General features: G+C 65.5%; 11 protein-coding genes. 9 read left to right on the top strand and 2 right to left on the bottom strand.

Annotation, left to right across the window (positions count from 1 at the left end; translation table 11 throughout):
* Positions 1-124: 124 nt before the first annotated feature.
* Both AC0V2Y_RS12685 and AC0V2Y_RS12680 read right to left on the bottom strand, forming a co-directional pair.
* Positions 125-1879, bottom strand: coding sequence for an allantoate amidohydrolase (locus AC0V2Y_RS12685; RefSeq protein ID WP_475414425.1), 1755 nt, complete (start codon positions 1877-1879; stop codon positions 125-127).
* 73 nt (positions 1880-1952) lie between these two features.
* Complete coding sequence (locus AC0V2Y_RS12680) at positions 1953-2891, bottom strand: LysR family transcriptional regulator (RefSeq protein WP_034754583.1); 939 nt, start codon at positions 2889-2891, stop codon at positions 1953-1955.
* 131 nt (positions 2892-3022) lie between these two features.
* Here AC0V2Y_RS12680 and AC0V2Y_RS12675 point away from each other — a divergent pair, with 131 nt between their 5' ends.
* From AC0V2Y_RS12675 to AC0V2Y_RS12635, 9 genes are all read left to right on the top strand, one after another.
* Positions 3023-4249, top strand: a complete 1227-nt coding sequence (locus AC0V2Y_RS12675) for a urate hydroxylase PuuD (protein ID WP_475414424.1) — start codon at positions 3023-3025, stop codon at positions 4247-4249.
* Positions 4246-5478 carry a M20/M25/M40 family metallo-hydrolase gene (locus AC0V2Y_RS12670; RefSeq protein ID WP_475414423.1) on the top strand — a complete coding sequence of 411 codons (1233 nt, stop codon included), beginning with the start codon at positions 4246-4248 and terminating at the stop codon, positions 5476-5478. Before AC0V2Y_RS12675 ends, AC0V2Y_RS12670 begins: the two co-directional genes overlap by 4 nt.
* 63 nt (positions 5479-5541) lie before the next feature.
* Positions 5542-6903, top strand: coding sequence for an amidase (locus AC0V2Y_RS12665; protein WP_475414422.1), 1362 nt, complete (start codon positions 5542-5544; stop codon positions 6901-6903).
* A 129-nt stretch (positions 6904-7032) separates the two neighbouring features.
* Entirely contained in the window at positions 7033-8325 is a 1293-nt protein-coding gene (locus AC0V2Y_RS12660) for a paraquat-inducible protein A (protein ID WP_475414421.1), read from the top strand.
* The gene (locus tag AC0V2Y_RS12655) at positions 8318-9958 is read left to right on the top strand and encodes a PqiB family protein (RefSeq protein ID WP_475414420.1); all 1641 of its coding nucleotides are present in this window, start codon (positions 8318-8320) and stop codon (positions 9956-9958) included. The genes AC0V2Y_RS12660 and AC0V2Y_RS12655 overlap by 8 nt, the downstream gene beginning before the upstream one ends.
* On the top strand, positions 9955-10551 hold the full coding sequence (locus AC0V2Y_RS12650; protein WP_475414419.1) for a PqiC family protein: 597 nt from the start codon (positions 9955-9957) through the stop codon (positions 10549-10551). The genes AC0V2Y_RS12655 and AC0V2Y_RS12650 overlap by 4 nt, the downstream gene beginning before the upstream one ends.
* A 47-nt stretch (positions 10552-10598) precedes the next feature.
* The gene (locus AC0V2Y_RS12645; RefSeq protein ID WP_474294926.1) at positions 10599-11006 is read left to right on the top strand and encodes a DUF2946 family protein; all 408 of its coding nucleotides are present in this window, start codon (positions 10599-10601) and stop codon (positions 11004-11006) included.
* A gap of 77 nt (positions 11007-11083) precedes the next feature.
* Entirely contained in the window at positions 11084-13195 is a 2112-nt protein-coding gene (locus tag AC0V2Y_RS12640) for a TonB-dependent receptor family protein (protein WP_475414418.1), read from the top strand.
* Positions 13196-13197: 2 nt separating this feature from the next.
* Positions 13198-14544, top strand: coding sequence for a PepSY-associated TM helix domain-containing protein (locus AC0V2Y_RS12635; protein WP_475414417.1), 1347 nt, complete (start codon positions 13198-13200; stop codon positions 14542-14544).
* The last annotated feature ends 25 nt before the right edge of the window (positions 14545-14569 follow it).

The following is a 14569-nucleotide window of genomic DNA, read 5'->3' as shown; positions in this document are numbered from 1 at the left end:
AGGAGGTCTCTGTGTGTTCTCTGTGTAATTTCTGCGTTATTTTTGTGGATTTAGCTAAATTGACCGCTAGGGATACTAGTCGCATCTTCCTGAAGAGTTGGGTGTTACGAGTAGGAGCTTTAGTTCAAGGCTTGGGCTGGAAGTGGCGCAAAAACGCCAGCAGCGCGCGCGCCGCGATGTCGGCGTCGTCGGCCGTCATGGTTTCCAGCGGGTTGTGGCTGATGCCGCCATTGCCGCAGCGGGTAAACAGCATGGCCACGTCGGTGATGGCGGCCATGGCCATGGCGTCGTGGCCGGCGCCCGACAGCAGCGCATACGGTGCGATGCCGACGGATTCCACGGCTTGCGCCAGCTGTGCCATCAGCCATGGCGCGCATGGCGCCGCGCGCGCCGACAACAGCAGTTCCAGCTGGTAGTCGATCTGGCGCCGCGCGCAGATGGCGGCGATGCCATCCAAAATATCGTCGACGGCAGCCTGGCGCACGCTATCGCTGGCCGCGCGGATATCGAGCGACAGGGTGCAGGCGCCGGCGATCACGTTGACGGAGCCGTTGGGCACCTGCAGCTGGCCCACGGTGCCCACCAGCGCTTCGCCGTGGCTGCAGCGCTGTTCCACCAGCAGGATGATTTCGGCGGCCGCGCTGGCCGCGTCCTTGCGCATGGTCATGGGCGTGGTGCCCGCGTGGCTGGCCACGCCGCCCAGGCTGACCAGGTAGCGCGAGCTGCCGGCGATCGCCGTGACGATCCCCAGCGGCAGGTCGCGCTCGAGCAGCACGGGTCCCTGCTCGATGTGCACCTCCACATAGCCGAGCAGGCTGGCCGGATCGCGCGCGATGGCGCCGATGGCGCTCGCCTCGTGGCCGGCGGCGGCCAGCGCGTCGCGCATGCTCACGCCGTCCGCATCCAGCTGCTCCAGCAGCGACACGTCGAATTTTCCCGTGACGGCCGTGCTGCCCAAAAACGTGCTCTTGAAGCGCACGCCTTCCTCTTCGGCGAAGCCGACGACCTCGAAATGAAACGGCAGCTTTTCGCCCCGTTCGTGCAGATGGCGCACGACGGCGATCGGCAGCACGATGCCCAGCCGGCCGTCGTACTTGCCGCCGTTGCGCACCGTGTCGTAGTGCGATCCCGTCATCAGGGTCTTCGCGCCGGGCGCGTCGGACAGATAGCGCCCGACGACATTGCCGACGGCGTCGATGTGCACCTGCATGCCCGCGTCCCGCATCCAGTCGGCCAGCTGCGCGGCCGTCTTGCGGTGCGCCGGCGTCAGGTAGGCGCAGGTCAGGTTGTAATCGCTGTCGCTCCAGCCGGCCAGGGTTTCCGCCTGCTGCATGATGGCGGGGCCGAAGTCCAGGCGCACGTCGAACAGGTCGTTCAGGCGCAGCTCGGCGATGCGCTTGATCTGCCGCAGCGATTCGGCCAGTTCATCGGCGCGCCGGTTCTTCAGGCGGCGCGCAAACGTGGCGATGATGTCCTGGCGCGTCAAGCCTTGGCCCGTCGGGCCCTTCACGGCCAGGATGAAGGGAAAGCCGAACTTGGCGTTGTATTCGCTGTTGAGGCGCTGCAGGGTGGCAAATTCCTCAGGGCTGCACAGGTTCAGGCCGGACTTGGCCTGTTCGCGCGTCGATTCTGCCGTCAGCTGCCCGGCGATGGCGGCCTTGCCGGCCAGTTCCGGGTGGGCGCGTATCAGTCCCAGTTGTTCTTCTGGCGAGGCTTGCGCCAGCACGCGCTGCAGCTCCGTCTTGAGTGCCGTCAGGCTGGCAAACGGCCGGGCGGCGGCCGCGCGCTGGGCGATCCAGGGCGAGTGTTCGTAGATGCCGTGCAGGTGGGCGATAAAATCGGCCTGGCTGCCGGCGTTCAGGTCTGAAAGGGTGGTCATGGTTTTCCGATCATGCAAGCGGTGATGATAGCGCCCCGTTCCTGCCTCCATTATATGCGCGTGCTGATAGCGGCTATCGCTGCACCAGCGCCTTGGCGGCCGCGCTGACCTGGTCGCGCAGCCATTTGTGTTCGGGCGCCTGGTGCACGCGCTGGTGCCACAGCTGGTAAAAGCGCATGGGCGGGAATTTCAAAGGCACGGTATATGTTTTCAGCGGCAGGGTCTTTTCATAGAAGCGCATGAATTGCCGGCCCGTGGTGAGCACCAGGTCCGTCTGCGTCAGCATGTAGGGGATCAGGCCGAAATACGCCGACTCCACCACCACGTTGCGCTGCAGGTTTTGCCGTTCGAGGAAGGAATCGATCACGCCGTGGTAGCCGGGCATCATCTGCGACGGCGCCACGTGGGGCAGGCTCAGATAATCGTCGAGCGTCATGGCGTCGCTGGCGGTGCGGCGCGCATAGGCGTTTTCCGCATGCATGGCGCAGATGATGGGGTCTTCGAACAGCTTCGAGATGTGCAGGTGGGCGGGCGGCTCGTCCCAGTTGGCGATCACCAGGTCCAGGCCACCGTCGGAGAGCTGGCGGATATGGTCGATGCCCGGCCCCAGGCTGTGCAGCACGACGCGACTTTTCGGCGAACCGCGGCGCAGCAGGGCCACGACGTTGGGCAGGAACTGGCTGTCCAGGTAGTCGGGCGCGGCGATATGGAAGGTGCGCGCCTCTTCCTGCGCCACGAACGGCGTCTTCTTGACGAACAGGCTTTCCGTCTGGTCGAGGATGCGCTTGGCCGGATTGAGCAGGCTTTCGCCATGCTGGGTCGGCACCATGCCGCGCGCGCCGCGCACGAGCAGTGGGTCGCCCGTCAGTTCGCGCAGCTTGCGCAGGGAGGCGGAAATCGAGGGCTGCGGCTGATTGAGCTTGAGCGCCACGCGCGAGACATTCTTTTCCACCAGCAGCAGGTAGAGGATGCGGATCAGGTGCAGGTCGAGGTGTTGCGGCAGGCTGGACATGTGGCGGCGCCTCTGTTGTATATCGATTTGAATATGTCAAATATACGATATTTTTCATGTGATGGGCGGTAAATCCGTTTATCTTGTGTAGATTGGCACGAATATGGGTTCGGTCTGACTAGAGGAAATTTATGGAAGTATTTGCCTACCTGATTCCGTACGGCCTGGAGTGGCTGAACCTGATCGTCCGCTGGCTGCACGTCATCACGGGCATCGCCTGGATCGGTGCTTCCTTTTATTTCGTCTGGCTCGACAATTCAATACGTCCGCCCGCGTCCGGCTCCGAGCTGGCGAAGAAGGGCGTGTCGGGAGAATTGTGGGCCGTGCATGGCGGCGGCTTCTACAACCCGCAAAAATACCTGGTGGCGCCCGCGGAACTGCCGAAGGAGCTGCACTGGTTCAAGTGGGAAGCGTATTCCACCTGGCTGTCCGGTTTTGCGCTGCTCACCATCGCGTATTACTTCAATGCGCAGGCCATGATGATCGACAAGGCCGTGGCCGATATCTCCAGCGGCCAGGCCGTCGGCATCGGCATCGCCACCCTGGTCATCGGCTGGACCGTGTACGACCTGCTGTGCCGCTCGAAGCTGGCGCAATATGAACTGTGGTTCGGCGTGACGGTGTTCGCGCTGATCGTCAGCGCCGCGTACGTGCTCACGCATTTGCTCAGCGGGCGCGCCGCCTACATCCACGTGGGCGCCATGATCGGCACCATCATGGTGGCCAATGTGCTAATGCTGATCATTCCCGGCCAGCGCAAGATGGTCGAGGCCATGGCTGCCGGCAAGCTGCCCGATCCAAAACATGGCATGAAGGCCAAGCAGCGCAGCGTGCATAACAATTATTTTACGTTACCCGTGCTGTTCATCATGATCAGCAACCACTACGCGATGACCTACCGCAACGACCACGCGTGGCTGGTGCTGGCGCTGATCATGGCGGCCGGCGTCTTCATCCGCCACTTCTTCAACCTGCGCCACAAGGGCCGCGTCGAGTGGCGCTACCCGGCCCTCGGCGTGGCCTTGCTGGTGGGCGTGGCCGTGGCCATCGCGCCGAAGGCGCCCGTGGCCAGCGCGCCCGTGGCGGACCCCGCCGCCCAGTTCGTGGCCGTGCATGCCATCATCGCCCAGCGCTGCGCCACCTGCCATTCGGCGCAGCCCACGCAGCCGGGTTTCGCCACGGCGCCGGCCGGCATGATGCTGGATAATGAAACGGAGATTCGCCAGCACGCGGCGCAAATCTACAAGCAGGCCATCGAGCTCAAAGCCATGCCGATCGGGAACCTGACCAATATGACGGAGGCCGAGCGCAGCGAATTGGGCGCCTGGCTGCAACAGACCATGCAAGGAGCAAAATGACGACGCACGCGGAAAAAATCACGGCCTGGATCGACGAGCACTTCGACGAGGAGATCGCCTTTTTACAGCAGGTGGTGCAGCAGCCGACGGATACGCCGCCCGGCAATAACGCGCCGCATGCGGAGCTGGTGGCGCAGCTGCTGCAGGCGTATGGCTGGAACGCCGAAAAGCACGCCGTGCCTGCCGATCAGGTGGCAGCCTACGGCATGCAGAGCATCACCAACCTGATCGTGCGCCGCCCGTATGCGGCAGGCGGGCCGACGGTGGCCCTGAATGCGCATGGCGACGTGGTGCCGCCCGGCGACAACTGGACGTATCCGCCATATGGCGGCCAGATCGACGGCGGCTATATCTACGGCCGCGCGACGGCCGTGTCAAAAGGCGATTTCGCCACCTATGTGTTTGCCGCGCGCGCGCTCGAAGCGCTGGGCATTCCATTGAAGGGACAGCTGGAACTGCATTTTACCTACGACGAGGAATTCGGCGGCTTGCTGGGGCCGGGCTGGCTGCTGGAACAGCAATTGACGAAGCCCGATTTCGTCATCGCGGCCGGTTTCAGCTACGGCATCGTCACGGCGCACAACGCCTGCCTGCAGCTGGAAATCACCGTGCACGGCAAGTCGGGCCACGGCTCCATGCCGGAAACGGGCCACGATGCGCTGCAGGCGGCCAACAAGATCCTCAACGCCATCTATGGCCAGCTGCCGGAGCTGAAAAAGATCAAATCGAAAGTGGCCGGCATCGACTCGCCCACCATGCTGGTGGGCCGCATCGACGGCGGCACGAATACGAATGTGGTGCCGGGCAAGGTCGTCATGAAGATGGACCGCCGCATGATTCCGGAGGAAGATCCGGTGGTGGTGGAAGCGCAGGTGCGCGCCCTGATCGAGGACGCCGTGCGGGGCGAGCCCGGCATCCGCATCGAGATCCGCCGCCTGCTGCTGTCGCATGCGCTGCGGCCCTTGCCCGGTTCCGGGCAGCTGGTCGGCAGCCTGCAAAAGAATGCGCAAGCCATCCTTGGCGAAATGATTCCCGCCGTCGGCACCCCCCTGTATGCGGATGCGCGCCTGTATGGCGAGCGGGGCATCCCCGCCGTGCTGTATGGCGCCGGCCCGCGCACGGTGCCCGAATCGAACGCGAAGAAGGCCGACGAACGCCTGGCGCTCGATGATTTGCGCAAGGCCAGCAAGATCGTCGCCCTGACCCTGCTCGACTTCCTGGCCGCCTGACTGGACCGCGACCATGCCGCTGGCATCCGGTAAGATGCATGCCTGGGAAATCGGGGAGGCAGCATGGATTTGACTGGCAAGAAGATGATAAGGGAACTGGCGGCCGACCTGGCCGCCGGCCGCATCACCAGCGTGGCACTGACGGAGCAGATGCTGGCGCGCGCCGAGGCGCACCGGGCGCAGGGCGGCCATGCCTATGTCAGTCTTGATGGCGAACAGGCGCTGATGGAAGCCCGCGCCAGCGACGCGGCGCGCGTCGCCGGCATCATTGCCTCGCCCCTGGCCGGCGTGCCCATTTCGATCAAGGACCTGTTCGACGTCAAGGGACAGGTCAGCAGCGCCGCCTCGCTGGCGCTGGCCGGCGCGCCGCCCGCCGTGGCCGATGCGCTTGCCGTGGCGCGCCTGCGCGCGGCCGGCGCCGTCCTGCTGGGGCGCACCAACATGAGCGAATTCGCGTTTTCCGGCCTGGGCTTGAATCCCCACTATGGCACGCCGCGCAATCCGCTGGACCGCGAACGGGTCGCGGGCGGCTCGACATCGGGCGGCGCCTTGACGGTGGCGCTGGACATGGCGGCCGGCGCGCTGGGCACGGATACGGGCGGCTCGATCCGCATTCCCTCCGCCTTTTGCGGCCTGACGGGCTTCAAGCCGACGGCCGCTTCCGTGTCGCTGGCCGGCACCGTGCCCCTGTCGCGCTCCCTCGATTCGGCCGGCCCCATCGCGCACAGCGTCGATTGCTGCGCCATTTTGTACGCAGCGCTGTCGGGCCAAGACATCCGCGCGCAGGCGCGGGCACTGAAAGGCTTGCGCTTCGGCTTTACCCTTGACTATGTCGGTACGCACGTGGCGCCGCAGGTGCAGCGGGCGTTCGATGCCGCGCTGGACAAACTGCGGCAAGCCGGCGCCCTGGTGGAACGGTTCGATTTTCCCGAATTGCTGGAACTGCCAACAATCAATGGCGGCGGTGGCCTGGTGGCGGCGGAAGCCTGGCACTGGCACAGGGCGTTACTGGAAGAGAAGGGCGCGCAGTACGACCAGCGCGTGGCGGCGCGCATCCGCCGCGGCCAGCAGCAGGGCGCGTTTGACTACATCGACTTGCTCGACGCGCGTGCGCGCCTGATCGCCGTCGCCGGGCAGCGTCTGGCGCCGTTCGACGCCTGGCTGATGCCCAGCGTGGCTATCCTTGCGCCGCAGCTCGCGCCGCTGGAAGCGGACGACGCCACTTTTTTTGCCACGAACGGCCTGGTGCTGCGCAATGCCAGCGTGATCAACTTCCTCGACGGCTGCGCGCTGTCGCTGCCTTGTCATGCCGACGGCGAGCTGCCCGTGGGCCTGGGCATCTGCGGCCTGGCCGGCGCCGACGATACGGTGCTGCAAATCGGCCGCGCCGTGGAGGCGCTGCTACGGAGGAGTGCAAATGAATAGTGCTGTAGTGCAGGAAGATGCCAATTCTGTCATGATGGCTGGCATTGACATGGGATAGTCGCGCTTCCCCGCGCCGGCAAACTTCACACTGTGCACCGATACGACCTGATTAGCTGTCATGACTGCGGCGTGCTGTACCGCAAACGTCCGCTGCGTCCCCGCGAAAAGGCGCGCTGCATCCGTTGCCGCTCGGTGCTGTACCGGGGCGCCCACGCGCGCGGCGCATCGGCCGAATTGAGCAAGGTGGTGGCGCTCACCCTGGGCGCCGCCTTTGTCTTCCTGATCGCCCAGTTTTTCCCCATCGTCGAACTCGACGTCAATGGCCTCACTTCCAGCGCCACCTTGCTCGGTTCCATCCGCGTGCTGTGGTACGAGCAGATGCACATCGTGGCCACGATGGTCTTCCTGTTTACCATCCTCTTTCCCGCCATCGAACTCGGTTCGCTGCTGTATGTGGCGCTGGGCTTGCGCGGCGGCGTCAAGGTGCCGGGATTCAACCGCGTGCTGCGCGCCGTGCAGACGGCGCGCGAGTGGGGCATGACGGAGGTGCTGATGATCGGCATCCTGATCACCGTCGTCAAGATGACCAGCCTGGCCACGGTGCTGCCGCAACCTGGCCTGTTCGCATTTGGCGCGCTCACCGTGCTGCTGGCCATCGTCGTCTCGTTCGACCCGAAGGCCCTGTGGAACCTGGGCGACGACCTGACCCGGCAAGCGCTGCCCGGCATCCGTTACAAGGCCTTCGCGCCCGGTGAAAAGGTGGTGCCCTGCCATGCCTGCGGCCTGGTGGCGCCGCCCTTGGGCAAGGGCAGGCATCTGGCGTGCGTGCGCTGCGGCACGGCCCTGCACGTGCGCAAACCGGACAGCATCAACCGCACCTGGGCCTTGCTGATCGCCGCCATGATCCTCTACATTCCCGCCAACCTGCTGCCCGTGATGGTCACGCAATCGCTGTTCGGCGCGCAGGACGACACCATCATGAGCGGCGTGGTGCTGTTCTGGACCAGCGGCTCGAAGGGCCTGGCCATCATCATTTTCATCGCCAGCGTGGTCGTGCCGATGCTCAAGCTGGGCGTGCTGGCGCTGCTGGCGTTCACGGCGCAGCGGCGTTCGCGCTGGCGGCCGCGCCAGCGCACCATTTTGTACCGCATGGTCGAATTCATCGGCCGCTGGTCCATGCTCGACATCTTTGTCGTCACCCTGACGGTGGCGCTGGTGCGCTTCAAGTCGCTGGCCGTGATCACGGCGGGACCGGGCGCGCTGGCCTTTGGCGCCGTGGTGGTGCTGACCATGCTGGCGGCGATGCAGTTCGACCCGCGCCTGATCTGGGATCCCGTCGACGGGCAGGTGCCTGGCGAGGAAGAACCCGTGGTGGTGGCAAATACCGGAAACAATACAGTGATTGGAGAACAGCATGTCTGACAAAGAAGCGGGCGGTCTTGCCGAAACGGGCGGCCAGGGCGTCCCCCCGTTGCCGGAACCCGATGTGGAACAGGGCAGCCGCTGGCTGCCGTCGCTGGTGTGGCTCATTCCGCTGCTGGCAGCGCTGATCGGCGCCGGCCTGGCCGCCAAGTCCATCCTCGACCAGGGACCCACGGTGACGGTCAGTTTCAAGAGCGCCGAAGGCCTGGAGCCGGGCAAGACCAAGGTCAAGTACAAGGATGTCGACATCGGCCAGGTGCGCGCCATCACCCTGGGCGACGACTTGAGCAAGGTACTCGTGACGATCGACATGAGCAAGGAAGCGCGCCGCTTCGCCACCGCCGATTCGCGCTTCTGGGTGGTGCGCCCGCAGATCGGCGCCAGCGGTGTGACGGGCCTGGGCACCTTGCTGTCGGGCGCCTACATCGGCGTCGACACGGGCAAGTCGGAACAGAAGAAGGAGAACTTCATCGGCATGGAGAGTCCGCCCGCCGTGGCAGGGGACCAGAAGGGCAAGCTGTACACGCTGCATGCGGACAGCCTCGGCTCCGTCGACGTGGGCTCGCCCCTGTTCTTCCACCGCCTGAGGGTGGGCAAGGTGGTCAGCTTCGCGCTGGACAAGGATGGCAACGGCATCACCATGTCGGTCTTCGTGAATGCGCCGTACGACCAGTTCGTCGGCAAGGATGCGCGCTGGTGGCATGCCAGCGGCGTCGACGTGCGCCTCGATTCCAACGGCTTCAAATTGAATACGCAATCGCTGGCCGCCATGCTGGTGGGCGGCATCGCCTTCGAGGCGGAAAACGGCCGCAAGCCCGTCGAACCGGCGCCGGCCGGCACCAATTACCGCCTGGCGGCCGACGAGGCGAGCGCCATGCGCGAGCCCGATGGCGAGGCCATCACCACCGTATTCTATTTCGACCAGTCCCTGCGCGGCTTGCAGCCCGGCGCCACGGTGGATTTCCGCGGCATCGTGCTGGGCGAGGTGCGCTCGGTCGGCATCGAGTTCGACCCCGTGAAGAAGAACTTCCGCATGCCCGTCACCGTCAATCTGTACCCGGCCCGCCTGGGCATGCGCTTCAAGGCGGCCGTCGACGATGAGGAAGGCTCGGCCGGCCACCAGCTGCTCGAACGCATGGTCAGCCGCGGCTTGCGCGCCCAGCTACGCACGGGCAACCTGCTGACCAGCCAGCTGTACATTGCGCTGGACTTCTTCCCGAAAGCGCCGAAGGTGGCGCTCGATCCGAACAGGTATCCGCTGGAAGTGCCGACCGTGCCGAACACCCTCGATGAATTGCAGACGCAGATCGCCAGCATCGCCCGCAAGCTCGATCAGGTACCGTATGCGGAGATCGGCAATAACCTCAACGCCACGATCAAGCAGGCCAATGTGCTGTTCAAGCAGCTCGACGGCCAGGTGGTGCCGGAAATGCGCGACACCCTGACGGCGGCGAAGCAGACCTTCGGCACGGCCGAACAGGTGCTGCAGAAGGACTCGCCGCTGCAGTCGGACGTGCGCCAGGCCTTGCAGCAGCTGACGCAAACCCTGCAATCGCTCAATGCCCTGTCGGATTACCTGGAACGCCACCCCGAGTCCCTGATCCGCGGTAAAAAAGGAGATGAAAAAAAATGATGAAGCCGATGTTTGCCGCGCTGCTGGCGGCCAGCCTGCTGGGTGCCTGCTCCACGCCCCAGCCCGAGCATTTCTATACGCTCAGCGGCGGCGCCGACGCGCAGCCGGTCAAGCCCGTGAAATACTATGTCGAGGTGCTGGCCGTCAGCGTGCCGCAGCAGGTGAGCCGCAACCAGTTCGTCGTGACGGCGCCGTCGGGCCGAATCGAATTGCTGGAGCAGCAGCGCTGGGCGGGGCCGCTGGCCGGCGAGATCGGCCAGGCGCTGTCGACGGCCGTGACGAACGACCTGGGCGCCATCGATGTGTTCCGCACGCCGCATCCGGACAATCTGCCCGTGTACCGCATCAGCACCAATGTGCAGCGTTTCGAGTCCGTGATGGGCCAGTATGCGCTGATCGATGCCGTGTGGAGCGTGCGCCAGCTGGCCAGCGGCAAGGTGGTCACTTGCCGCACGATAGCCAATGAAAAGGTGGGCGCCGGCTACGATGAACTGGTGCTCGGTCACCGCCGCGCCGTGAACCGCATCGCCGCCGATGCGGCCAGCGTCGTGCGCGCTTTTGACAACGGCAGCGCCGCCTGTCCGGCCGCCTGAGCCGCTTTCCGCTACCCAGTCCCGGCGGCCGCTGGTAAAATGCGGCCATGGGAATGACCTTGTTCACGCGCCGCTTTGCCGCCTGGATCGCCTGTTTCGCGATCCTGCTGGCGGCGCTCGCGCCATCGATTTCCCAGGCCGTCGCCAGCGCCAAGCAGGAGTCCGGCTCCGGCTGGGCGGAAATCTGCTCGGTGGCCGGCATCCGTTTTGTGCAGCTTGATCCAGCCGATGACGGCGCCGCCGATGGCAAATCCGGCGGCAAGGCCATGCAGATGGAGCATTGCGCCTTCTGTTCCACGCATGCGGGTTCCGTTGGCCTGCCGCCGGCCAGTCCCGTGCTGCCGCTGCTAGTGGCCAGCGGCACGGCCATCTTCCCGGCCCTGTACTACCAGTCCCCATCCCCGCTGTTCATCTGGTCCACCGCGCAGTCGCGCGCGCCGCCCGGTCTCATTTAAGTTTTTGCATTTTCAATGCTGGCGCTGTCCACCTTGCGGTGTGACGCGCCGCATCCGCACACTTAAACGAGAATCACATGAACAAGACATTATTGGTGCTGGCCTTGGCCGGCACCGTGGCTTACCCCTGCGCGCGGGCGCAATCCGATCACGCCATCGACACCGTCGTCGTTTCCGGCTCGCGCGCGCAATCGTGGCTGTCCGAGACGCCGCAGGCCATCGGTGTCGTCAACGCCAAGACCCTGGAACGCGACAAGCCCAGGACCATGGGCGATATCCTCAACCGCATCGCCGGCGTGTACTGGAACGACCTGGGCAACGAGCAGCACAGCATGAGCATCCGCCAGCCCATCGGCACGAATGCCGTCTACCAGTACCTGGAAGACGGCATACCCATCCGCCCGCTGGGCGTCTTCAACCACAACTCGCTCAACGAGATGAACATGGCGGGCGCCAGCGGCGTGGAAGTGGTAAAGGGCGCCGCCTCGTCGCTGTACGGCAGCAATGCCGTCGGCGGCGCCGTGAATTTCCTCACGGCCGGCGCCAGCGCCACGCCGACGGCCAAGGTGGGCGTGCGGCGCGACAACGTGGGCGGATTCACCCGCTACGATACGTCCGCCAGCGATACCTGGGGGCCGCTGGGACTGCGTTTTTCCCATTACAGCTCGCGCCGCTCGCGCGACAACTGGCAAGAGTACAGCTATGGCGACAAGGATTCGTTCTCGCTGCGCGCCGACTATGCGCTCGGTCCTGCCTCGCAGCTGCGCGCCACCATCGTCCACACGGATCTCGATGCGGCCATGACGGGCAGCCTGTTCGAGGACGATTACCGCCATGCCCCCGGCAAGAGCCTCAATACCTTCACCTACCGCAAGGACAAGACCACGCGCATGAACCTGGCGTGGGAGGGCGCGACGACGGCCAATGGCACGAGCACCATCACCGTGTTTACGCGCAAGAACGACCATGGGCAGCTTCCCGCCTATTCCATCGGCAGCTGCGCGGGGCTGCTGTGCAAGGGTGTCATCAACAACAACCACGTCGATTCGCTGGGGCTGGACGTGAAACACCAGCAGGAATTCGCGTGGCTGCGTTCGCGCCTGGTCGCCGGCGTGTACGTGGACAGGAGCGACAATCCCTTCGTCAGCGACAATCTCTCCATCGTGCGCGACGCGGCCACGGGCCGCTATCTGCGATACACGCTGGCCAATGCCAGCAATCCGCAGGGCGTGCGCGACTACCAGACGGACATTTTGAACACGGCCGTCTTCGCGCAGTGGGAATTTTCTCCGCTGGCGGGCACGCGCGTGGTGCTGGGCGGACGCTCGGACGCCATCCGCTACGATTACCGCAACAATCTGGCGCCCGGCGGCAGCGTCAATTACGGCGCCCCCGACGAGTCGCGCAGTTTTTCGCACGCGAGCCCGAAGCTGGGCGCCACCTACGCCATCGGCCATGCGGGCAGCGCGTATGCGAACGTCAGCCAGGGCTTCACGCCGCCCGAAGTGAGCCAGCTGTATGGCAAGACGGGCATCGCCGACCTGCAGCCGTCCGTCTACAACAACTATGAACTGGGCCTGCGCTGGGCCTTTTTGCAGGGCCGCTTGAAACTCGACACGGCCCTGTACCGGCTCGACGGGCGCGACACCATCGTCAGCTACACGCTCTCGCCGGGCAACAGCGAAAACCGCAATGCGGGACGCACGCGCAGCGAAGGGCTGGAGCTTGGCCTGAACTACGACAGCGGCCCCTTCGACGCGCGCTTCGCCACGGCCATCGCGCGCCACCGCTACCTACGCTATCAGGTCTCCAGTACCCTCGATTACAGCGGCCGGACCATGCCGCAGGCGCCGCGCGACATCACCTCGTTCGAGATCGGCTACAAGCCCGTGGCCGGCGCGCGTATCGCACTCGAAGCCGTGCACCAGGGCCGCTACTGGATGAACAATGCCAACACGGTGGAGTATGGCGGCCACGCGCTGCTGAACCTGCGCGCCAGCTATCAGCTCGCGCGCGGCCTGGAAGCGTGGGCACAGGTGCGCAACCTGGCCGATAAACGCTATGCCGATTCGGCCAGCAGCAGCTATGCGGGCACGGGCAGCTATGCGCCGAACAGCCAGAACCAGTACACGCCCGGCGCGCCGCGCAGCGTGATGCTGGGCCTCGCCTATACCTATGGCGGACTGTGAGGATGGCCCTGGACGACGCAACTTTTCTTGTCGCACGGCGCAAGAGCCTGTACTGGCGCATCCACTTCTGGGCCGCGCTGATCGCCTCGCCGTTTGCCTTGCTGGCCACCCTGACGGGTATTTTGTACGTCTTCACGCCGCAGATCGAGGCAAGGCTGTACCAGCACCTCGACCATGTGGCGCCGCAGGCGTCCATGCTGCCGCTGGACGCCGCCGTGGCGGCAGCGGAGCGGGCGGCCCCGCGTGGCTGGACGGTGCAGCACGTGGTGCCGCCATTCCAGCAGGACGACGCGGTGCAGGTGGCGTTCGCGCCGCCTGGCGGCGCGCCCGATGAACATGCGGGCCATGGCGGACATGCCGCGCCGGTCAAACCAAAATTCGGCCTGCCTGCGCAAGCCGTCATCGTCTACGTGAACCCTTACGATGCGCGCGTCTTGGGCCGCCTGGCCAGCGGCGAACGTTTCGGCAACTGGGCCAAGAAGCTGCATTCGCGCCTGCTGCAAAACGATGGCTGGCGCTGGATGATCGAGCTGGCCGCCAGCTGGCTGATGGTGATGCTGGTGACGGGCGTGGTGCTATGGTGGCCGCGCGGCGCGCAAGCGGGTTTGCCGAAGCGGGGGGCGCGGGGGCGCAACGGCTGGCGCCAGTGGCATGCTTTTCTCGGCGTCGCGCTCGGCATCGTCAGCTTCGTGATCCTGACGACGGGCCTGACGTGGAGCCAGCAGGCGGGCGCGCGTATCCGCACGCTGCGCGACGTCAGCGGCCAGGCGCCGCCACCCGTGCCGCGGGGCCTGCATTCGCGCGAGGAGGGTGCTCCGCTCGACTGGCAGGATGCGTGGCAAGTGGCGCGCAGCCATGCGCCGGCCATCGCCGTGCAGCTGACGGCGCCGGCCAGCCAGGACGATGTGTGGCGCGCCACCATGGCCGACCGCAGCCAGCCCACCCTGCGCTTCGACCTGCAATTCGACGCCTACAGCGGCAAGCCTTTGTACTATGCGGGCTGGGACGCGCAGACGGCGTTCGGCAAGGCCACCGCCATCGGCATCCCGTTCCACCGCGGCGAATTCGGCTGGTGGAACCAGGCCTTGCTGCTGCTGTTCGGCGCCAGCGTGCTGTTCTCGCTGGTATCGGGCTGGCTGATGTTCTTCAAGCGCCGCTTGCCAGGCTCGCTGGGCTTGCCCAAGCTGCTGCCGGGCGCCTGGACCTCGCCGTCCGCGCTGGCCTGGCTGGTGGCGGCCGGCATGTGCGCCCTGATGCCGCTGCTGCTCGTGTCGGGCTGCATGCTGATGCTGCTGGAACTGGGGCTGGCAAAATGTGGGCCGCGTGTCGGCCGGATGTGGCTGCGCTAGAATAAGGGGTGCGGCCAGGCTCGTT

It is taken from the genome of Janthinobacterium sp. BHSEK, from assembly GCF_056174685.1.
The sequence above is the reverse complement of the archived record's forward strand: the minus strand, read 5'-3'. Positions and strand labels throughout refer to the sequence as shown.

Bases quoted from the DNA above. Each gene is read 5' to 3' on its own strand.
- AC0V2Y_RS12685 (WP_475414425.1), bottom strand. From the start codon at position 1,879: ATGACCACCCTTTCAGACCTGAACGCCGGCAGCCAGGCCGATTTTATC.
- AC0V2Y_RS12680 (WP_034754583.1), bottom strand. From the start codon at position 2,891: ATGTCCAGCCTGCCGCAACACCTCGACCTGCACCTGATCCGCATCCTC.
- AC0V2Y_RS12675 (WP_475414424.1), top strand. From the start codon at position 3,023: ATGGAAGTATTTGCCTACCTGATTCCGTACGGCCTGGAGTGGCTGAAC.
- AC0V2Y_RS12670 (WP_475414423.1), top strand. From the start codon at position 4,246: ATGACGACGCACGCGGAAAAAATCACGGCCTGGATCGACGAGCACTTC.
- AC0V2Y_RS12665 (WP_475414422.1), top strand. From the start codon at position 5,542: ATGGATTTGACTGGCAAGAAGATGATAAGGGAACTGGCGGCCGACCTG.
- AC0V2Y_RS12655 (WP_475414420.1), top strand. From the start codon at position 8,318: ATGTCTGACAAAGAAGCGGGCGGTCTTGCCGAAACGGGCGGCCAGGGC.
- AC0V2Y_RS12650 (WP_475414419.1), top strand. From the start codon at position 9,955: ATGATGAAGCCGATGTTTGCCGCGCTGCTGGCGGCCAGCCTGCTGGGT.
- AC0V2Y_RS12645 (WP_474294926.1), top strand. From the start codon at position 10,599: ATGGGAATGACCTTGTTCACGCGCCGCTTTGCCGCCTGGATCGCCTGT.
- AC0V2Y_RS12640 (WP_475414418.1), top strand. From the start codon at position 11,084: ATGAACAAGACATTATTGGTGCTGGCCTTGGCCGGCACCGTGGCTTAC.
- AC0V2Y_RS12635 (WP_475414417.1), top strand. From the start codon at position 13,198: ATGGCCCTGGACGACGCAACTTTTCTTGTCGCACGGCGCAAGAGCCTG.